Here is a 19,306-nt window from a genome sequence, read left to right on the forward strand (position 1 = left end):
AACAGACCCTGCTGGATCAGATGTTTCTACTACCGAGCCTACCTTGGTGACTACAGTTTTTAGTGTAGAGATCCCTCTATTCTCACAGCATTTGAATCTTAAATTTTTTAATTAATACATAGGTTTTGTTGTGAATACCGACTCCACCCTGAAAGCCCAGAAAACATCTGGCTCGCTTGACTCCATGTTCAAAATCTCAGAGAGAAAGACCACGATCAGCACTGAGCTATACGCCGGTTTTATTACCTTCCTAGCGATGAGTTATATCTTGGCGGTTAACCCAGCAATTCTGGGTGGCATCCCGGGAATGGACAAAGGGGCAGTCTTTACGGCAACCGCTCTTTCTGCGGCTATCGCAACGCTTATCATGGGCATTTGGGGTAACTACCCAGTCATGCTGGCGCCTGGTATGAGCATGAACGGTTTCTTCAAAGGCCTACTGTTAAGTGGTTCAGTTGCAGTACTTTGGAATGAAGCGCTATTTGGCATCTTCCTATCGGGTATCCTTTATCTTGCTTTCTCATTGACCAATATTCGTAAGTCGATGATTGAATCTATTCCTGAAGATTTAAAGCTGGCGATTACCGTATCTCTGGGTTTGTTCATTGCTTTCTTAGGCCTTAAGAATGCAGGCATTATCGTGTCTAACCCGTTCGTATTGGTTGGTTTAGGTGACATCTCAGACCCACAAGTGGTCATCGCTTACGTGAGTATCTTCATCGCACTGGGCTGTATGGTTCGTGACATTAAACTAGCAACCTTCATCTCGTTTGTATCAGCGATTGCATTGACGATTCTGGCTGATGTGTTCTTAGGGACATCAAACGCGCCAATCCCTGATCAATTCGTTTCTATGCCACCAAGCATGGCGGGCAGCTTCGGTGCGATCTTTGATTTCTCAGCTTTTACGCCTGAGAAAATATTCGATCTACTGTTCATCGTACTTATCTTCCTGATTGTCGATTTCTTCGATGGTTTGAGCACGATCGTAGGTGTGGGTCGTGATGCGGGTATCATCGACAAAGATGGCAAGGTACCAAATGCAAAATCAGCTTTAGTTGCTGATGCGGGTGGTACGGTGATTGGTTCGATTTTAGGTACTACATCGATTACCGCTTTCTCTGAATCTGGTATTGCGTCTTCTCAAGGAGCGAAAACGGGTTTAGCAGCCGTGATGGTGGCTGGCTTATTCCTCGTTTCTCTCTTCCTATACCCGATCTTCTCTATTTTCTCAGCGGCAATGGTCGCGCCTGCGATGGTTGTGGTGGGTATCTACATGGTTGGCCATCTGGGTCAGATTAACTGGGAAAAGAAAGAGTCACGCATTGCCGCCTTCTTTACCATCATGTTCACAGTGCTAAGCTTCTCACCTGCAAACGGTATGGCGATGGGCTTCATCAGCTACGCATTCACGATGGTTGTGGCGGGTAAGCGCAAAGAAGTACACCCACTTATCTACGGCCTGTGTGTGGTGTTCTTAACTTACCTGATTCTGCTTTAAGGCTAATTAGCTACTACCAATTAGCCATTAAAAGTCGCCAAGTAAAACACAAACAGATGGCTCTGCAGTGAATGTGGGGCCATTTTGGTATCTGTTGCTTCTTGCCTTTGCTTTTTACTGTTAGTTACTTATGAGTTGATAGCGCTATCCTAAAGTCGATGCGTTGAGAGTGCGCGACTTATATTGATGCATGCTACTGTAGAGATTGGATTCATTATTTTTTGAAGAGTGACTATGCCTTCTCACTTACCTAAGTCTTTTAGTAAGCCTTTCCTTAAGATTTTCCACATTCTTGAAGCCGTTCTATTGGTGGCGATCACTTTGGCGACACTGTTTGCCATGATGGAAGAGTTCATGCATGTCTTTGCAGTACGTCGAGTACAACTGACTGACATTCTTCTGATGTTCATTTACTTGGAAGTGCTGGCGATGGTTCAGCAGTTTGTGATGAATGGTAAGATCCCTGTGCGATACCCGATCTACATCGCGATGATGGCGATTGCTCGTTACATCACCTTAGGTATGAAGGAGTTAGATGCAGTACTCATCGTTTGGCTGTCTGTTGCTGCATTTATCTTAGCCGCAGCTACACTGCTCATTCGAGTCGGGCACCATTACTGGCCATATGTTGATCTAAGAACCAAGCAATCGGATGAGTAAATTTTTTGAGATCAAACTCTTATAAATTAAGATCTGCGGCATGGCAGGGCTTTAATAAAAGCTAACCGAACAAAAAAACATCAACTTATTTCAAATAAAGCTTTACAACCTGGCTTAGATCACCAAGAATAGCGTCGCTCTGTTTTCAGAGTTATTAAATGAAACATCCAGTTGTAAAGTAAAACCCTTAGTATTGCTTCATTGTTATTCTCAGTGTTTCCCTTGGCTTCATAGATACATTAAATAATTCAAGCTTTCAGCGCATCGCACTTTTGGCGATTAATTTTTTATTTTTATATAAGGGACACATCATGTCTAACAAAACAAACGGCGTAGTAAAATGGTTTAACGAAGAGAAAGGTTTCGGTTTCCTAACTCAAGACAACGGCGGCGCTGACGTATTCGTTCACTTCCGTGCTATCGCATCTGAAGGTTTCAAGACTCTTAAAGAAGGCCAACAAGTGTCTTTCGAAGTAGAGCAAGGCCAAAAAGGTCTTCAAGCTGCAAACGTTGTAGCTCTATAAGATTTTAAGTCGGCGCAGGTTGCATTAGCAACTTGCGCCACTTTCCCACTTAATCTTCACTTTCTATACTTTCTATACTTTCTATACTTTCTATACTTTCTATACTTTCTATACTTTCTATACTTTCTATACTTTCTATACTTTCCTCTGTTTTAATTTCTACCTCCTGATTCAAGTTTTCGTTTCTCTCTAAAATACCCTCTGATCTCCGGTTTCTACTCACGTATCTGCTCGATAATAACCTTAAGTTCTACGTCTAATGCGGTTCGTATCCTTATCTTAAACGTCGTAACCTTGTTGATTCATTACTGGCCGTATGTTGATCGTCGAACAAAACACTCGGATGAGTAAAACAATTCACTTACTTTACTCAAGTAATTCAAGAGCCCACCCATGTTGCTAGGTTTTTATTACCTCCTTAATAGTCAAAAAGACATTTAAATGTCCTTTTTTTTCGCATTTCAAGTTGTCATTATGACTCTTTTGTCTGTTTTCCCCTTTTTATACAAGGGTTTATGTTTTGGCATGAATGTTGATTAATTAGTATTAGACTCATATTAAGGAACACGCTATGCATTTTGAAAGCACTCATTATCAACCTGAAGTTCTCTCCGAAAAGGTTGCACTTATTGTTACTCGACTTCTTAAAAAAACGCTTAACCTGTTTTATGGGAAACATTTAGCCAAACGAGCGATGTTGTTGGAGACCATTGCCGCTGTACCGGGCATGGTCGCGGGGGTGTTCAATCACCTTAAAGCATTGCGTCGCATGAAAGATGACGGTGGTTGGATTAAAGAGCTCTTGGACGAAGCGGACAATGAACGGATGCACTTGATGATCTTCTTGACCGTTACCAAGCCGTCCATAATAGAGCGCATCTTAGTGATGCTATTACAATTTATCTTCTTAATTATCTATAGCGTGATTTACTTAGCCTCTTCTAAAACCGCACATAGGATTGTCGGTTATTTTGAAGAGGAAGCTTGCAACAGTTACTCAGAGTACATCGCCAAAATTGAAGAGGGCAGTCTACCCAACCATCCTGCACCGAGAATTGCGATGACCTATTATCGTCTACCTGATGATGCGACATTCTTAGATGTACTTTTCCGTATAAGAGAAGATGAAGCTAAGCATCGCGACAAGAATCACGACATTGCCAATCTATACAAAACCAAAGACTTACCTGAGCACCAATGCTAATGCTCCTTTATCGCTGAAATAAAGAAAAGCCCCTGCATCGTTCGAGACAGGGGCTTATTTCTATTTAGTTCTGTGTTGGCTTATTCGATATTTTGGATCTGTTCGTTGATTGAAAATTAAATAAACTTATTTATCATATATTTGAGTATTTATCTTTGGTCGGTATTTCAATTTAACCACCATTTTAACCACCATGGAGTTACGCTCTCTTCACAATGAACTTAATCTGCTTGTTTTGAAACTCAGGTAACAATAAGTCATTTTCTTTAAGGTGTCTCAAAAACATATTTCCATGTTGCTCAGACAGTGTTTTTCCACCCACTAAAGTACTTCCACCAAACTGGCTGCAAACACGATATGACCACATTGCTATTTTGTATTCAGCTGTCCAGTACCTCTCATGCAGATTTTCTTCTCTTACCCACTTGGTAGATAATAGAAAGGGGAACTGTATGCACAAATTGTCATGGCACCATTCTTTGCTTACTAGTTGCTTCTTGTATTGGTCATTTGTTTTACAGAGCTCAATGATGTTGTAAATATGCGCTTTAACAAACTTGCCCACCTGAATCTCAACTGTACGTTGATTAGTAGCTATGGCCTTGGTTTTTTCCGTAGAGAGAATGAGCTTCTTTATGCCCTTGCTTTTCCAGTCTCTTAACGGTCCGGACCAAATGTTTGATCTCAGGCTGGATGTTTCCTTAAATTGGCTAGCAATCCACTCTTCAACTTTGACTGAGCCATCATTGAAATGAAGCTCTTTCCAAGCAGACTTTTTCTGTACTAGGTTTTTCTTAAACTCAGGTTCATTAGGAATAAATTCTACAATAGGTCTGTTGAGATTATCCTTTGTTTCATAGTGGTCTAATAACCTTTCAATTACCTGTTCTTGAGTTTCAAAGCCAACTCTATGCGCGCTTAAGCGTTGGTTGATCTCTTCACTGATTTCGATATTCATCTATGAGCACCTGCAATGTAATGGGCTTACTTTTTATGTAAAAGCTATACATTTAATTGTAGTAGCTATTTATGGTCTGTCAAAGCCTGTTATATCGTTTTCACTTGTACCTGTAATCAAAGCCAACTCAGATATATTTCATCTTCCTGGATAAGCCGTTAACCAGGAGAATATGATGGAATTCATTCAGAATAGCAGTGATCGTTTTCTTCGCTTACGCGATGTCATGGAAACAACGACACTGTGCCGTAGTAGCATTTACAACTTGATTAAAGCTGGTGAGTTCCCTGGAAACTACACCGTTATGGGCAAGCGAAAAGCCTGGTTGGAAAGTGAAGTTCAAGCATGGGTGCAATCAAGAGTTCACAGCAGGTAGCTTAAAGAGGTTGTCGCCATGGGATTTTGTACCAAGCCGCTCAAGAAAAGCTTCTTAGCGGCTTTTTTACATTCAATTACATGGATCTCTAGCTCTTTATACCCTGCTAGGGCTTCTTCTGATGTAGTGTAAATATGGTTATGGCCTTTGGCGAAGTCTATAAGGTTTACCTGCTGTTTTTGTACATCGATAAGGTATGCTTGAAGATGATCAATAGATTGCGTAGCAACGGAAACCTTGTATTTGGCACTATCGTCATACGGGTTCTTATCTAGTTTTTTGAGAGCAATTAGCAGCGATTCAGAACAATTGAGTACTTTCTGAAAAATTGATTGACCGTAATCTGAGTCTACGCACTTCAGTTCGTTCTCAGCACTATGCTTATCAGCTTGTTTTTTTTCCTCACTGATTATCGATTGCTTTGCTTCTTGGATGGCTCTTTTTAGATTTTGCAGATATGGCAGTTCAGTGCTTGAAGCATCTTGGCTGATAATACCTTCAAAATGAATGAGTATTGATTTAACTTCAGTCACTAGTTTTTCAACCTCATCGAATATAGTCAGGTAAGTGCCATTAGCACTGAAATTGGTCTTACCGTTTGTATTGATTTTTTTGAGACTCGATTTAAAGCTTGAAATCAATTCCTGACCTGTGAGTGTGAAAGCTATTTGAAAAAAAACATCACTCAAAAGAATCAGATCTGGTAATGAAGTATCTTTATGTCGCCTACCTGTCTCAATTTTAATCAGCCCTAATTCAACAAAATTGTGCAGGGATTTGGTTAGAGCTCTCTGACTGATACTTAGCTTAGAAGTGAGTTCATCTTTCCGAGCTGAAATTGATTTCGTGGCAAAATCAGCATTGTTCCTTAATAGGTTAAAAAGCTTGAGCATGTAGATGATCTGTTCTTTGTCTTTTGTTGAACAGCCTTCTCGTTCAAGACAATATTCTTCATTTTTTTCTTTCAAGAACGTCAGAAAGTTATCTGGATGAGTGGAGTTCAGTTCATGGTTATAGCTCCTATGTAACCTTAAAGCTGCTGCAAAACTGTAAGGTCGGTCTAGCTCTGGAATCACATAAAACTGCCAATCACTACCCTCGCTGTCTATGTGCTTTGAGAGCGCATCAAATACCTTATCAATTTCACTGAAATGACCAGCTCTACCTAACTGGTGATGCTTGATATCAATACGAAACGACAGGTTTCTTTCTAGCTTTAATTCATCACTAATTGCAATAATTTGATAATGCTTGATATGGGGTAACACGATGATGTTTTCTTTTGGCAATGTCATGATTGGATGATTTTAGTTATGGGGAATTCCCGAACTATATCATTAATTTATATTTTTACTATTGGCTGAGTTTTGATGGTGTGACTCTTGTGGCTTGGTTAGATAACACCAGACCAAAACAAGTGACTTTTGAGGTGGTTTTTTGCTGCTGCTATAGAAGAGGGAATTGAGTGACGGGATCACCTAAACGATGTCGGTATAGTTATATACATACCTCTCTTTTAGTGAACATACCTTAGTATGGTCACCTGATAATCCAGTAATTAAATACAACAGATCTTACTTATGATAACCAACCATAGGTAAGTGAAAATGAACAACAACTACTTCAAAGGGTTGCCCATTCAAGGCAACCTAAATGACTACAACGAAAGATACCTAGACAAAACAATAGATACATTGAATTACGCATGTGATGAGAACAAACGCGTCTATGCAGTACGGATTGATCTTAAGATGCCACAAGCTCCTCAAGAGCTTGATTGTTTGAGTCGAGATGAGATCGTCAACCAATGTCGATTTAGAGATCGTGCTATCTCACTGTTTACTGAATCGCTTAAAGCAAAAATTAAAGCAATGGACCGCAGGTACGAAAAAGCGAATCGAAGAGTACGCCCTTCAGGCGTTCGGTTTATTTGGGCCAGAGAGCGAGATACATCAGTAAATGATCATTACCACATGGTATTGCTTTTTAACAAAGAGAAATTCCATAAGCTAGGTGAGTGGGAAAGAAGAGATACCTTATCAGGGATGATTCATGATGCTTGGGCTAGTGCACTAGGCATGGATTATCACAACGCGATTGGGTTGGTACATTTTACAAAAAATGGTGGGTATTATTTACATCAAGGTACCTCCGAGTTTTCTCGTCAGTATGAGGAGCTATTTTACCGTTTAAGTTATCTCGCAAAAAAAGATACTAAACACTATGGTGAGGGACGCCGTAATTTTGGTACCAGCTATCGGTAGTGATGGACGGAGGGTGTTTAGCCCTCCAGTATGTTAATCAAACCACGACTTAATCGCACTCCAGGTGTTACCCACCACTTCAATGGGTGCAAAGACGACATCAACAGCTGTCTCTACAGTGCCTGATATAAGCTCACCAGTGGCACCGATGATCTCACCTTCACTCAGTTTATCGTAAGTATTACTCAGTGTATCAACGGTACCAGTGAAGGCAGCTTCAATAGGCTTGGCGACAAGATCCCCTGGAGCCCCTACAACGGTGTTTACACTATCAGGTAAGCCAATGTATTCGCCAACATACTTGGCCCCTGTAGAGGCGATAGCGATGGTGCCTAATGGACCTTTCGCAAACTGTTTAGCTGATTGACCGAGTAAGCCCTGCCTAGCTGCAACATGAACGATGGCATGACCACCGCTACTCACTTGGTTGGAGGTGTGTCGTTGTTCAATGCAGCGGTTGACGAAGTGTTCACAATTGTTCGTGGCTACATCGTAACCGCGTTTACCTAACTGATGCCTTGCGTAATCAATGGCATCTTGTGGATAGGGTGCGCGTCGTTTCACTCTGATTTCTTTCTCATCAGAAAACGTAGCTAAGCAGCTGAGTATGACTTGCTTAGCGTGAGCGCAAAGATGAATGACTTCACCATTGCCGATGTATAAGCCATGGTGCTCAGTAATCCCCAGTACATCAACGTTCACCACCAGGTGATCGCCGGGTTGTAAGTGTTCCATGATAGAACCTCTCTTGGTTACAGTTCGAGTGATACGAAATCTTTGTCGACTTCATCTTGAGTGATACCGATATAACGAAGCGTCACGCCCTCTGAGGTGTGGCGTAGCATCTTCATCACGCGACCGATATCTTTAGTGGATTGGTAAAGGAAATAACCCCGTGTTTTGCGCATGGAGTGAGTACCCAACGCAAGCTTGAGTTCTTGTCCTACTTGTTGAAAGGCCATAGACACCGCACGCCGAGAGATCGGCTGCGGCGGTTTATGTTTTAGTTGCTGGCATCGATGCGATTGAAATAGGTAAATATGGTCAGGGTGCTTCTCTTGTACTTTGGCAATGTGCTCCCGTGCTTTAGTGTTTAACTGGATGTTCGCCAGCTTGCCTGTTTTGCTTTCACGAATAATGAGTCGGTCATCATTAATGTCTTCAAAGCGGATGGAGAGTAAATCCGATATCCGCAGTGCGAGGTTTAACCCAATGTGCCAAACGTCAGCCATTTGCGGATTACAACGAATAGCGAGTAAGTGGCCAATGAGTCGTATTGTGTCGTCGTCTTTGATCGCTTGGACCTCAGCCATGGTCTGCTTCCTTTTTTGTCTGTAGGAGGGTGTCTTGGGAAGCACAGAGAGGCCGACACCGCCAAACCCTTATGTAGCAAGGGTTCCAAGCTTCCCGTTTTAACAATATGGGAAGCAGCAGTATCAGCCGTTATCTGTGCTGGTGGATGTTGTTAGAAAGTGGAGTTGGACTTGTGGTGTGTTGAATTGATGCCTAATGACCTCGTACTACAATTTGGTCGTAAGCGTCCATGCCTAAGTAGGCGACGAAGTTTTCTTCCCACAATGGGTAGAGCTCCAGAATTGCGGGTGAACAAATACTCGTCCAGCCACCGTATCGAGTAAAAGCTGCTGAATTACCAAAATCAAAGTCGATATCTCGCTCAAGTTCGGGGTAAGGACCACCGCAGAAACTAAAGTCAGTGATGTACAAGATTGTGTAGCGATTGTTGGCATCTTTGCTTAATGATATCTCTACCGGATGGTAGCCACCGTTTTCAGCGCTATAGCCTTTGTCTCTAAAGTTGATCACGATGTAATTGTCACCGATCACTTCAGTATGTTGGTTCAGCACATCAGTCAAGCGTTTCAATAACGCATTGGAGATGGGTAAAGCGGCTTTGTTAAATGACAAACTGTTTGATGTGTCGCTGAGTAGTGATTTAGCTGGCATAAGCACCTCCTTACTCTTACAGACTGATTGATGGTTATTCATATCCAGCTCCTTTCAGCAAAAGAGACACAATGCTCACCAACCACAATGTGGTCGAGCACTCGCACATCAATTAACCCCAACGCATCAACCAGCCTGCTAGTAATGCGCTTGTCCGCTCTAGAGGGCTCGGCAATCCCCGATGGGTGGTTATGGGCCAGGATAACCGCAGCAGCATTAGCATTGAGGGCGGCCTTTACCACCTCTCTCGAATAAACACTTGCTGCATCGATGGTGCCAAAGAACAGCTCTTCAAAACGAATAAGCTGGTGCTGGTTATCCAGCAGCATCAGTGCAAATACTTCACGGTCATACGAGCCAAGCTTTAGCTGTAGGTACTCTTTCACGTTTGCAGGGTTAGTAAAGGTACCTTCTCGCTTGTATTTTTGCGCAAGCGCTTCAGCTGCGTGTTCTAGCAGCTCATTGAGGCTAGAGGTTTGGTGAGCTGGATATTGGTTATTAGTTGGAATGGTTGGTCGAGATGTACGCATAGGGACCTCCTATATCTGTTAATTGAGTTTTATCAACTGGGCTATGCGTAGTGATGAAATATATCTGAAAGGATTTTGAATACAGGTTAGTGGGAGAGGGGGCGGTAAGGCAGGTTGAATCTAAGTAAAAAAATAATGGCGAGTCCTTGGTATGAACGAGCTAATACATAAGGATTCCCAACATGAGATTTTTAAAACTACAACAGGTTATGGACAAAACAACACTGTGCCGCAGTAGCATCTACATCCTGATTAAAGCAGGTGATTTCCCTTGTAACTATACCGTTATGGGCAAACGCAAAGCCTGGCTTGAAAGCGAGGTTGATGATTGGTTGATGAGCAAGGTGGAGAGTGCGGAATTGTAAATCAGATAGAAAATGATGGCGATATGGTTTATATTATCAACAGAAAAGTAGTTTTTATAAACCAAGCCGTTGCTTGAGAGGATACCATGTTTGCAGAACGCCTAGAACGAGCTCGCAAGGCTGCCGGGCTATCAATGAGTGCATTAGCCAGCGAAGTTGGCTTGTCCGCTAACGCCATTAAGAAGTATGAACATGGCACAACTATGCCCTCTTCTTCAAACCTGATTAAGCTTGCGAAAGCGTTAGAGGTTCGTACTGAGTACTTCTTTCGACCGACCAAGGTGAAGTTAGAAGGTGTTGAATACCGCAAGCGTGCTAGCACACCAAAGAAAGTGTTAGACCGAATCAATGGTGACGTTTTAGACCAAGCTGAACGCTGGCAAGAGCTTTTAGAGCTTTATCCTGACTCAGTAAAACCGATTCCTGAGTTTGGGTTGCCGGGTGACCTACCAAAGCAAATCACTAGCCCAGAGCAAGCCGAGGAGTTAGCGATTCAAATGCGTCACGCTTGGGATCTTGGTTTAAACCCCATTCACGACATGATCGATACTCTTGAAGTTAAAGGAGTGATGATCATTACCACGGATGTGGAAACGAATAAAAAGTTTGATGGTTTAGCAGGGAAGATTGGCAGCACGCCAGTAGTGGTGATCTCTACCGCCCAAAGTGGAGACCGCCAGCGTTTCACCTTAGCTCACGAACTAGGTCACTTAGTCGTGCATGGTCGCTTGGTTGAAGGTATTGATGAAGAGAAGGTTTGCAACGCCTTTGCTGGCGCATTTCTTCTACCAGCCCAAACGCTTATTGAACACCTGGGTGAAAAACGCCGTCATATTGAACCGCATGAATTATTTATGCTTAAGCACGAATACGGCATTAGCATGTTAGCAGCACTGTTTCGAGCAGGACAGTGTGGGATAATTACGCCAGCGACTCAGAAAAGCTTATTTATGCTGTTTAGTAAAAATGGCTGGCGCACACAAGAGCCAGGAAAAGCTTACCCTCATGAATCGACTTATCTACACAAGCAGTTGGTTTACCGTGCTTTAGGTGAGGAGTACATAGGGGAATCAAAAGCCGCTGAGTTACTTGGCATGTCTGTCTCTAGCTTTCATAAAGAACGAAAGTTAGAGGTACCGCTTCAAGTAAAGTCAGGCCAGGAGGCTAAAGGTGCAGCAGCTTCTAATTAGTGATGCCAACATTCTCATTGACATGGAAGAAGGCGGCCTGTTGGAAGCAATGTTTCAATTACCTTTTGATTTTGCAACGCCAGATATCTTGTTTTTTGAAGAGCTGGAAGAAGAGCACGCCCACTTACCCGATTTAGGGTTAGCGCTAAAAGAGGTTTCTTCAGAATCAATGATGTATGCCATGCAGTTAACAGGGACCTATACCCAGGCAAGTAGAAACGATTGTTTTGCTCTTGCTTTAGCTAAGCAAGAGCAGTGTCCTTTGCTAACGGGAGATATGGCGCTTAGAAAAGCAGCAGAGAAAGAAGCTGCTATCGTCAAAGGCACAATTTGGCTCGTAAGCCAGCTGGTGGTTCATCAGCAAATTAACACTGAACAAGCGCGAGAGGCTTACAGGCAGATGCAAGCCAATGGCAGGCGTTTACCGTGGCAGATCGCAGAGCAAGCATTAGTCGAACTTGAACTTATCTAAAGAATTATTAAGAGATTAAAATGAACATATTACAATACGAATCAAAAATCTGGGCTACTGCTGACTTACTGCGAGGTTGTGGTATTAAAGAGTCCGAGTGGCCATCATTTATGATGCCTTTCTTCGCGTTAGCCATGATAGAAAGTCGACTAGTCCGCATGTTCGATAAACTAAAGGCTGAAATTGGTGAGGACGCATTCAAAAAGATCCAACAAGACGACCTCTACGATTTAATCAAAGATGAAGGCCAAGGCTACAACATTTTTATTTTTGAGAAAAACCAATCCTTGGCTGATATCTGTAAGAACGATAAATCTTTTGATATCGACTTCGATGCCTACCTCCATGGTTTCGATGGTGAAACAAAAGATCTGCTCGGTGTTGACGCAGTAGAAGGTGAAAAGTTTCTCGATATTCGAGGTGTAATTGCAAAGCTAAAAGCTAAGAAGGTATTGCTAGGCTACACCAAGCTATGGGCAGAGGTTGATTTAAAGCCTTTTAATAACTCTGAGATCACTACCCTCGAAGAGCACATTAAGCGTAAATGGGCTGATATTTCAGCAGAAACAGCCGGAGAGCAGTATACCCCTGATGATGTTATTGCACTTATTAGTGATATTGTTGCGTCCAAAATAGAAGAGTCTGACAAGTTATTAAAGATTTACGATTGCACTAGCGGTGGCGGGAATATGCTGTTTGGTGTTGAAGATCGTATCAATAAGAAGTTTAAGCGCTTAACGCAAACTTATGGGCAAGACTGGAATGACGCTCTTTACGCATTAGCAAAGATCGAAAGTCGTTTCCGACCAGACTCAAAAATCGAACACGGCAACACTTTAGTCGATGATAAATTTGACAACGAAGAGTTCGACGTTGTGGTTGCCAATCCACCTTATGGTGTTAGTTGGTCTGGCTACGCTAAAGATATTAAAAACGACAAGACTGAACGCTTCAAATTCCTACCATCTATTTCCGATGGTCAGTTGCTCTTTATGCAGCATTTAATCTCTAAATTGGATGCTAATGGTATAGGTGTTGTTGTTCATAATGGCTCAACACTATTTAGTGGTGATGCAGGTTCAGCAGAAAGCAATATCCGCAAATGGATGCTAGAAAGCAAACTTGTTGAGGCCATTGTTCAACTGCCTACGGATGAATTCTTCAACACAGGCATTCACACCTACCTTTGGGTACTAAACAAGAATAGAAATCCAAAAACTCAAGATAAAGTGTTGCTGATTAATGCCAGTGAAAAGTGGACTGAACTGAAGAAAAGTAAAGGCTCTAAGAAGCGAGAAGTTGCCGAACAACAAAGAGCCGAGATAGTGCAAGCACTGGCTGAATATCAGGACAATGAATTTTCCAAGGTCTTTGAAAAGGAACATTTCTACTTCAATAAACAAGCGATCATGCTAACCAATGTAGATCAGAATGGGAAAAGTTTTGAGTCGCAGTTGCCAATGAAAGAAGATAAAAAAACAGGCGAAATGAAGAGGGCAACTTCTAAACCCTTAACGGCAAGGTCTCTAAGCAACGGTGATAGAGAACTTACCGAATTTTCTATTACAGAATTTGATGGGAAATTATACAGTTCATTAGTTGAGTATTTTGAACAAGATATTAAACCATTTGTTTTAGACCTGAAATATAAAGAACAGCCGCTTAAAGTAACGACGGATACAAACATCTACTATTACGATGATGAGAAAGAGACCCTAATAAAAGAAGATCGTAAAACGGGTTCAAGCGAAGCATTAGGCTGCGGAAAGATAGTCATTAAGGCTGCACTAAAAAAAGCCACGAAAAAATTAACGGAGCGAGTCGATATTACAGTTGAGTTAACGCCAGACTATAAAAAAGATTATGAAGTTATCCCATTTAGGAAAGATTCTGTACTTAACCAGCAAGCTATTGAATACTTTATGGCTAAATACATAAGCAAGCCTTTCGAGTATCTTGAAAATGTCGTTGGAGTAGAAATTAATTTCAACAAAATTTTCTACAAGCCAGAGGCGCAACACAGTGTTGAAGATGTTTTAAAAGAAATCGCAGCACTAGAAGAAGAGTTAAAAAAACTGGATGAGGCTATCGCATTATGAAGCTGCATTCAGAAACCTATGATTCGTACAAAAACGCCGAAGGTGAATGGTCAGAGAGTATCCCTAGTGGATGGGAGGAAAAGCGCGTAAAAGATCTCTTTAGGTTAGTGACTGACGCTGCTCCAGCAGATAATGACTATGAGTTGCTTTCGCTATATGCAGGCATTGGTGTAAAACCACGCAAAGACTTGGAGGCCAGAGGCAATAAAGCCAGTTCAACTGATGGTTACTGGATTGTGAAAAAGAACGATATCGTCGTAAATAAGCTTTTGGCATGGATGGGTTCCGTGGGTTTATCTGAATATAATGGCGTTACCAGTCCTGCTTATGATGTATTAAGGCAAGTAAACCGAGACATCGACCCAAGGTACTTTGCTTATCTTTTTCGAACAGAAATAGCTAAAAAAATATTCCGTAAAAATTCACGTGGCATTATGGACATGAGATTACGCCTGTACTTCGACAAACTCGGTGCTATCACTGTTCCTGTTCCATCAGCTAGTCAACAGGTAGATATTTCTAATTATATTGAAGGCAAGATTAGTACGATTGACCAGAAGATCAGCAAGTTGACGTTTCTTAGGGATAAATACCTAAAGTTAAGAGGTGCGGTAATTGATAAGGCCTCAATATTGGGAATTCATGAAACTTCTGATTTTGATGTCAGTGACATAGATAATATTGCCAAAATACCGAAAGGCTGGCGTACTAAAAGATTAAAGGAAGTTGGCTATCTATATAGTGGTCTGACAGGGAAAAAAGGTGATGACTTTTCAGAAGATTTCGATGATAGCATGCCGTATATACCTTTTACTAACATAGCTAATAATTTTTTCCTATCATTATCTCAAGTGAAGTCGGTAAGGATAGGACACCATGAAAAGCAGAACGTTATAAAGGAAGGGGATCTGTTTTTTCTGATGAGCTCTGAAGACTTTGATGATCTAGGGAAGTGTTCGGTTCTAACTGATGTTCCAACGAATAAAACTTTTTTAAATAGTTTTTGCAAGGGGTTTAGAGTAACCAGTAAAGAAATTAGCCCTGTATACTTAGCATACCTTTTACACTCATCCCCATATAGAGTGAATTTATCGAATGAGGGTAAGGGATTCACAAGAATAAATTTGAAAATAGAAAAAGTAAACGATACAAAAGTGTTGATTCCTCCGAAGGATGTGCAGAGCTCTATCATTTTATACCTGAACAAGAAAACAAGCCTTATTGATAGGAAAGTTGAAGCAATAGAAAAATTAATCACCAAGCAAAGAGAAATGAAGATAGCTATTGTTTATGATGCGGTAACTGGAAAAATAAATACTTCAGAAATTGTTAGCAAAAGAGGGTGTACGTCATGAATGAATTACACTTGCAAGATATGTTCTTGATTCCTTTCTTTAGCAATGAACTTGGCTACAATGAAGTTAAAGCAAATACCATTACGAACTCTTTAGTCATTGAGGAGGACTTAGAAGCTTTTATTAGCGAAACTTCTCTCAACAAAAAAGCCTACGGCACGCTGCTAAAGAAGTATAAGGGTGATAAAACACTATTGCTTAAAGAGCTCATAGAGTTAGTTCAGGAGCGTATTGGTAGTAGCCGAAATATGGCACTGTTTATCAACGCGAATAAATCCATCACCCTTCAAGGCGTTAAACTTCATCTGTTCTACCCTAGTGATAGTGTGATTCACGGGGATAAATTATTTGAACAGAATATATTTTCTGTAGTGCAGGAGCTACCTTATAAATTTAAGTTTCAAGGCGAGCAGGTATTCTCATTCCGCCCTGATATCGTGCTTTTTGTAAATGGTATCTACCTTGGTTATAGCGAACTCAAAAGTAACTATACCAGCCAAAACGCCAGTAAAAACGGGCGTGGTAAGGTCATAAAAGACTACTTTGAAGCGATAAAAGCCTATCATCAGCATATCGACAGTAATGATATGTTGAGTGAGAATGAAAAGCTTGCGCTGCGCAAAGACTTCTTAAAGGTCTTCGAGAAAGCCATACATATCACCACAACAGATATTGGTGAAACCTATGTTATTCGCACCATTGCAGATTACTTCGATGAAATACTCACAACTTGTCGTGAAGGTAGGTTTGACCGAGAAGAAATAGAGAAAAAAGCTCACAGCGTATTTAAGCTATATCCGTTGCTAAAATCGGATGCAGATAAAAAAAACAAGCTAAAAGAGTTATTTAACGCGCTTTACAGTAAGTTCATGGTTGAGAAAGAAATCCTCTACTATAACTTCATTGAACGCGATGTACACGTCAAGAAAGGCATTAAAGAGATTAGAAATGAACCAGGGTTTTTAATTTCGCCAAGGCCAAAACAGAAGTTTGGTACCGACAAAATCATGGCTAAGATCGATGAATTCTTAGATCATGAACAAGAGCCAGATTATTTTGAAAAGCTTCTTGAGAAGCAGCTAACTGGTGTTAGTGAAGCTAAAAAAGCAGAGCTACTCCAAAAGCGTAAAGCCTATTCAAATAACAAAAATGTTTATTCGCTGTTAATGCAATATGCTGCGGGCTTTGGCAAGTCAAACATTATTGGTTGGTCGGCACTTCAGTTAAAAGACCTTCGTCGCCCAGATGAAAATGGCAATATGCAGTATGTTTACGACAAGGTAATGATAGTCGTCGACCGATTGCAGCTACGTAGCCAGATAGATTCATTAATGCTTAACATGAATATCGATAAGCGCTTGGTGGTTGAAGCTACAAACAAGAAAAGCTTTCAAAATGCTTTAGCTTCTGACAGTCGTATTGTGATTGTGAATTTGCAGAAGTTTGGCGCTGTTAAAGAGATGATGGATGCCAGCGTTTTAGCAAAGCTTGCAAAAATGCGTATTGTTTTTCTTATTGATGAGATACATCGTTCTAATAGTGGTGATCAGCATGAAGAAATGGTCAGCATTTTTGACGAATTGCAAAGTCCTTTTGATGGCGAAGCTTACTCAGGAAAAGCGACGAAGAAGAACTTAATTGTAGGTTTCACCGCGACACCGGATGATCACACGCTTGCACGCTTTGGTGAATTTAGTGGCTACGCAGAAAGCGAGAAGCTTTGGCGGCCGTTCGATAGCTTTACCATGAAAGAAGCAATAGAAGATGGTTTCATCCTTAATCCACTTAAAAACATTGTACCTGTGGCATCTAAAATGCTATTTGACCTTCCTTCAAATCCACTTGAAGGTTTTTCAGAGAAGGAGTTTAAAGATGCACAGAAGAAGCATGTTTATGAGAACCGTGATCGCATTGAGGCAATATCAAAGTATGTAGCTGACCTTCTAGTAAAAGATGTTTATCGTCAAATTCGTGGAACAGGTAAAGCCATGCTTGCTGTATATTCCATTAAATCAGCAATTGCCTACAAAGAAACGGTAACTAAATATTTTAATGAGCTGGCTAAACTGCCTAAATATGAGAAGTATGCAGAAGCGCCTATTCATATAGTTTACTCAAGCAATCAAGATGAACAAAGTGCTACAGGCTTGAATGGCGGACTCTCCGAGGAAAAAGTATTGGAGAGCTTTGCCCTTAAGAAGAACGGATTGATCATTGTTGTAGCCAAGCTTCAAACTGGCTTTGATGAGAAGAAACTGCATACTCTGTTTTTAGACAAAGAAATTCGCGATATTAGCGCTATACAAACCATTTCTCGAGTCAACCGAACAGCCAAGCATAAAAACGACTGTAAAATTGTCGATTTCTCTTATAACAATGTAAACGTTCAGAACATCAAAGATGCATTTGAGCACTTCTCTGATGTTGTCGTGAGTGACTTTGATCCTTTCGGGGATAAAAAGGTGCTAGACATTCTCCTTTCTGAGCTGAACAAATCAGATACTTATGATAAGTTTTTCAATGTATTTAAGGGGATTTATAAAGACCCTGTTAAGCGGGAGCTGCCTGAGTCATATCTCGATTTTGAAAGTAGCCTTAAGAAATACATCGAAGTAAACCCTAAACGTACCGCAGACACCAAAGCGAAAGCTGCACAGTACTTCACCATACTCAATCGCATTGAATTTGTTATAACCTTGAATGCCAAATACAGCGAACCAAGTTTCATCCTATTTTGGAGAAAGTTCAACACACTGTACAACATGCTTCATCGTAGTGAGGACGTCAAAGACCCCATTGAAGTCTATTTTGACAATCAAATAGGTATGGTTGAAGTAGTAGCTGAAGAGACTAAAAAGAAACAGAAGAGTTCTACAGAGGTGGCAACGGGTTCAACTCCAGGGCCAGGGGGGCAATATGATATCCTAGCGATTATTGCAGCTCGTAATGAACAGGAAGAAAAAATAGGTTCGTTAATCCTCGAGTTTGAGTCAAAAATATCTGACTTCTTTGAGTATGTTGAGAACTCCGCCGAAGGTCAGCGATTGGTTGTTAAGATCAATTCATACGTTTCTGAAAGTGAAATTTATGATGATTTTTCGAAAATATACCGAAGATATAGAGCCTTGAATCGTTCAACTGTGGGTGACTATTTTTTTGCTGAGACAAAAGATTTAGTTAATAAGTTATGCGATGATTTTGAAGCGGTGATTCGCAATCAATCGCCTCCAAGCGACGTACAATATGAAGAAGCCCCAGTACCTTTGTATTTCGGTGACAGGAAACTTTATAATTATAGACAAGTTAAAAATGTCCAAGGTATAAAGGAACTAGCTCAGATACGAATTAAGGCTGACATGCCATATATTACGGATTCTGTAGGGTTAAGTGGCGTTGGTCATTACTCTGATTTGAATCAAATGGGTGTTGTGAATCCTAACATATTAGATCTCTACTTTTCTGTAATGAGTCAGATAGAGTTAATGTTACAAGAAATGGATTTACCGCTATATTCGCCAAGTAACCATGAATCAGGAGGCATTGTCTTCTCGTTGGATAAAGCTTCTAAAGGCAGCGTTGAATTAGATATTGTCTTTAATGCTGTGCTAGGTAAATCTACGGAGATGCTATTTGGTAGTGGTTTTTTAGCTACAGGAATGCTCATAACTAAATTCAAAGAAAAAGTCGTGAGTCTCTTTGCTAACTCCAAAAAAGTTGAACAAGATGAAGAGAATAATACACCAGTGATTGTGACTAAGTTTGTAATGAGTGATGAACTTGAACAGTGGAGAAAAAATCGACACTAAAACAAGTTATCCTGTAGTTGAGAAACTCATATTGTGA

At 40.9% G+C, this 19,306-nt stretch carries 19 protein-coding genes; 12 read left to right on the forward strand and 7 right to left on the reverse strand.

Translation table 11 applies throughout. The features are described 5' to 3' along the window. Positions 1 to 130: 130 nt before the first annotated feature. From ACMAZD_RS00850 to cspE, 3 genes are all read left to right on the forward strand, one after another. Positions 131 to 1,501, forward strand: a complete 1,371-nt coding sequence (locus ACMAZD_RS00850) for an NCS2 family permease (RefSeq protein ID WP_435248207.1) — start codon at positions 131 to 133, stop codon at positions 1,499 to 1,501. 234 nt (positions 1,502 to 1,735) lie between these two features. After that, a complete protein-coding gene (locus ACMAZD_RS00855) occupies positions 1,736 to 2,161 on the forward strand; it encodes a phosphate-starvation-inducible protein PsiE (protein ID WP_435248208.1) in 426 nt (141 codons plus the stop codon). A gap of 311 nt (positions 2,162 to 2,472) precedes the next feature. Next, positions 2,473 to 2,685, forward strand: a complete 213-nt coding sequence (gene cspE, locus ACMAZD_RS00860; protein ID WP_004735656.1) for a transcription antiterminator/RNA stability regulator CspE — start codon at positions 2,473 to 2,475, stop codon at positions 2,683 to 2,685. A gap of 49 nt (positions 2,686 to 2,734) precedes the next feature. Here cspE and ACMAZD_RS00865 read toward each other — a convergent pair whose 3' ends face one another. Next, complete coding sequence (locus tag ACMAZD_RS00865; protein WP_435248209.1) at positions 2,735 to 2,908, reverse strand: hypothetical protein; 174 nt, start codon at positions 2,906 to 2,908, stop codon at positions 2,735 to 2,737. A 348-nt stretch (positions 2,909 to 3,256) separates the two neighbouring features. Here ACMAZD_RS00865 and ACMAZD_RS00870 point away from each other — a divergent pair, with 348 nt between their 5' ends. Beyond that, positions 3,257 to 3,889: an alternative oxidase gene (locus ACMAZD_RS00870; protein ID WP_435248210.1), complete on the forward strand. Its 633-nt coding sequence runs from the start codon at positions 3,257 to 3,259 to the stop codon at positions 3,887 to 3,889. A 199-nt stretch (positions 3,890 to 4,088) separates the two neighbouring features. Here ACMAZD_RS00870 and ACMAZD_RS00875 read toward each other — a convergent pair whose 3' ends face one another. Beyond that, positions 4,089 to 4,847: a hypothetical protein gene (locus ACMAZD_RS00875; RefSeq protein WP_435248211.1), complete on the reverse strand. Its 759-nt coding sequence runs from the start codon at positions 4,845 to 4,847 to the stop codon at positions 4,089 to 4,091. 226 nt (positions 4,848 to 5,073) lie between these two features. Here ACMAZD_RS00875 and ACMAZD_RS00880 point away from each other — a divergent pair, with 226 nt between their 5' ends. Continuing rightward, positions 5,074 to 5,223, forward strand: a complete 150-nt coding sequence (locus tag ACMAZD_RS00880) for a helix-turn-helix transcriptional regulator (protein WP_435249309.1) — start codon at positions 5,074 to 5,076, stop codon at positions 5,221 to 5,223. Here the strand turns inward: ACMAZD_RS00880 and ACMAZD_RS00885 are convergent. Further along, positions 5,211 to 6,518: a hypothetical protein gene (locus ACMAZD_RS00885; protein ID WP_435248212.1), complete on the reverse strand. Its 1,308-nt coding sequence runs from the start codon at positions 6,516 to 6,518 to the stop codon at positions 5,211 to 5,213. The two genes, ACMAZD_RS00880 and ACMAZD_RS00885, sit on opposite strands and share 13 nt — an antisense overlap. Positions 6,519 to 6,830: 312 nt before the next feature. Between ACMAZD_RS00885 and ACMAZD_RS00890 the strand changes: the two genes are divergently transcribed. After that, the gene (locus ACMAZD_RS00890) at positions 6,831 to 7,487 is read left to right on the forward strand and encodes an inovirus Gp2 family protein (protein WP_435248213.1); all 657 of its coding nucleotides are present in this window, start codon (positions 6,831 to 6,833) and stop codon (positions 7,485 to 7,487) included. Between the two features lie 33 nt (positions 7,488 to 7,520). Here the strand turns inward: ACMAZD_RS00890 and ACMAZD_RS00895 are convergent, their stop codons facing one another. The 4 genes from ACMAZD_RS00895 to radC all read right to left on the reverse strand — a co-directional run bounded on the left by ACMAZD_RS00895 (position 7,521) and on the right by radC (position 9,982). Then, a complete protein-coding gene (locus tag ACMAZD_RS00895) occupies positions 7,521 to 8,222 on the reverse strand; it encodes a lecithin retinol acyltransferase family protein (RefSeq protein WP_435248214.1) in 702 nt (233 codons plus the stop codon). 17 nt (positions 8,223 to 8,239) lie between these two features. After that, positions 8,240 to 8,800, reverse strand: a complete 561-nt coding sequence (locus ACMAZD_RS00900; RefSeq protein ID WP_435248215.1) for a tyrosine-type recombinase/integrase — start codon at positions 8,798 to 8,800, stop codon at positions 8,240 to 8,242. Positions 8,801 to 8,993: 193 nt separating this feature from the next. After that, positions 8,994 to 9,452, reverse strand: a complete 459-nt coding sequence (locus ACMAZD_RS00905; RefSeq protein WP_435248216.1) for a DUF2787 domain-containing protein — start codon at positions 9,450 to 9,452, stop codon at positions 8,994 to 8,996. A gap of 38 nt (positions 9,453 to 9,490) precedes the next feature. Next, the gene (radC, locus tag ACMAZD_RS00910; RefSeq protein ID WP_435248217.1) at positions 9,491 to 9,982 is read right to left on the reverse strand and encodes a RadC family protein; all 492 of its coding nucleotides are present in this window, start codon (positions 9,980 to 9,982) and stop codon (positions 9,491 to 9,493) included. A 182-nt stretch (positions 9,983 to 10,164) separates the two neighbouring features. Here radC and ACMAZD_RS00915 point away from each other — a divergent pair, with 182 nt between their 5' ends. From ACMAZD_RS00915 to ACMAZD_RS00940, 6 genes are all read left to right on the forward strand, one after another. Next, entirely contained in the window at positions 10,165 to 10,347 is a 183-nt protein-coding gene (locus tag ACMAZD_RS00915; RefSeq protein WP_435248218.1) for an AlpA family phage regulatory protein, read from the forward strand. 86 nt (positions 10,348 to 10,433) lie between these two features. Continuing rightward, the gene (locus ACMAZD_RS00920; RefSeq protein ID WP_435248219.1) at positions 10,434 to 11,537 is read left to right on the forward strand and encodes a helix-turn-helix domain-containing protein; all 1,104 of its coding nucleotides are present in this window, start codon (positions 10,434 to 10,436) and stop codon (positions 11,535 to 11,537) included. Further along, positions 11,518 to 12,009, forward strand: coding sequence for a PIN domain-containing protein (locus ACMAZD_RS00925; protein WP_435248220.1), 492 nt, complete (start codon positions 11,518 to 11,520; stop codon positions 12,007 to 12,009). The genes ACMAZD_RS00920 and ACMAZD_RS00925 overlap by 20 nt, the downstream gene beginning before the upstream one ends. A gap of 20 nt (positions 12,010 to 12,029) precedes the next feature. Beyond that, complete coding sequence (locus ACMAZD_RS00930; protein ID WP_435248221.1) at positions 12,030 to 14,108, forward strand: HsdM family class I SAM-dependent methyltransferase; 2,079 nt, start codon at positions 12,030 to 12,032, stop codon at positions 14,106 to 14,108. Further along, positions 14,105 to 15,463 carry a restriction endonuclease subunit S gene (locus ACMAZD_RS00935; protein WP_435248222.1) on the forward strand — a complete coding sequence of 453 codons (1,359 nt, stop codon included), beginning with the start codon at positions 14,105 to 14,107 and terminating at the stop codon, positions 15,461 to 15,463. Before ACMAZD_RS00930 ends, ACMAZD_RS00935 begins: the two co-directional genes overlap by 4 nt. Then, the gene (locus ACMAZD_RS00940; RefSeq protein WP_435248223.1) at positions 15,460 to 19,269 is read left to right on the forward strand and encodes a type I restriction enzyme subunit R domain-containing protein; all 3,810 of its coding nucleotides are present in this window, start codon (positions 15,460 to 15,462) and stop codon (positions 19,267 to 19,269) included. Before ACMAZD_RS00935 ends, ACMAZD_RS00940 begins: the two co-directional genes overlap by 4 nt. The last annotated feature ends 37 nt before the right edge of the window (positions 19,270 to 19,306 follow it).

The sequence above is a fragment of the Vibrio sp. nBUS_14 genome, assembly GCF_051201655.1.
Classification (GTDB): domain Bacteria; phylum Pseudomonadota; class Gammaproteobacteria; order Enterobacterales; family Vibrionaceae; genus Vibrio.

What these genes read in the sequence shown, in the direction of transcription:
- ACMAZD_RS00855 (WP_435248208.1), top strand. Translation starts at nt 1,736, where the DNA reads ATGCCTTCTCACTTACCTAAGTCTTTTAGTAAGCCTTTCCTTAAGATT.
- cspE (WP_004735656.1), top strand. Translation starts at nt 2,473, where the DNA reads ATGTCTAACAAAACAAACGGCGTAGTAAAATGGTTTAACGAAGAGAAA.
- ACMAZD_RS00870 (WP_435248210.1), top strand. Translation starts at nt 3,257, where the DNA reads ATGCATTTTGAAAGCACTCATTATCAACCTGAAGTTCTCTCCGAAAAG.
- ACMAZD_RS00875 (WP_435248211.1), bottom strand. Translation starts at nt 4,847, where the DNA reads ATGAATATCGAAATCAGTGAAGAGATCAACCAACGCTTAAGCGCGCAT.
- ACMAZD_RS00880 (WP_435249309.1), top strand. Translation starts at nt 5,074, where the DNA reads ATGGAAACAACGACACTGTGCCGTAGTAGCATTTACAACTTGATTAAA.
- ACMAZD_RS00885 (WP_435248212.1), bottom strand. Translation starts at nt 6,518, where the DNA reads ATGACATTGCCAAAAGAAAACATCATCGTGTTACCCCATATCAAGCAT.
- ACMAZD_RS00890 (WP_435248213.1), top strand. Translation starts at nt 6,831, where the DNA reads ATGAACAACAACTACTTCAAAGGGTTGCCCATTCAAGGCAACCTAAAT.
- ACMAZD_RS00895 (WP_435248214.1), bottom strand. Translation starts at nt 8,222, where the DNA reads ATGGAACACTTACAACCCGGCGATCACCTGGTGGTGAACGTTGATGTA.
- ACMAZD_RS00900 (WP_435248215.1), bottom strand. Translation starts at nt 8,800, where the DNA reads ATGGCTGAGGTCCAAGCGATCAAAGACGACGACACAATACGACTCATT.
- ACMAZD_RS00905 (WP_435248216.1), bottom strand. Translation starts at nt 9,452, where the DNA reads ATGCCAGCTAAATCACTACTCAGCGACACATCAAACAGTTTGTCATTT.
- radC (WP_435248217.1), bottom strand. Translation starts at nt 9,982, where the DNA reads ATGCGTACATCTCGACCAACCATTCCAACTAATAACCAATATCCAGCT.
- ACMAZD_RS00915 (WP_435248218.1), top strand. Translation starts at nt 10,165, where the DNA reads ATGAGATTTTTAAAACTACAACAGGTTATGGACAAAACAACACTGTGC.
- ACMAZD_RS00920 (WP_435248219.1), top strand. Translation starts at nt 10,434, where the DNA reads ATGTTTGCAGAACGCCTAGAACGAGCTCGCAAGGCTGCCGGGCTATCA.
- ACMAZD_RS00930 (WP_435248221.1), top strand. Translation starts at nt 12,030, where the DNA reads ATGAACATATTACAATACGAATCAAAAATCTGGGCTACTGCTGACTTA.
- ACMAZD_RS00935 (WP_435248222.1), top strand. Translation starts at nt 14,105, where the DNA reads ATGAAGCTGCATTCAGAAACCTATGATTCGTACAAAAACGCCGAAGGT.
- ACMAZD_RS00940 (WP_435248223.1), top strand. Translation starts at nt 15,460, where the DNA reads ATGAATGAATTACACTTGCAAGATATGTTCTTGATTCCTTTCTTTAGC.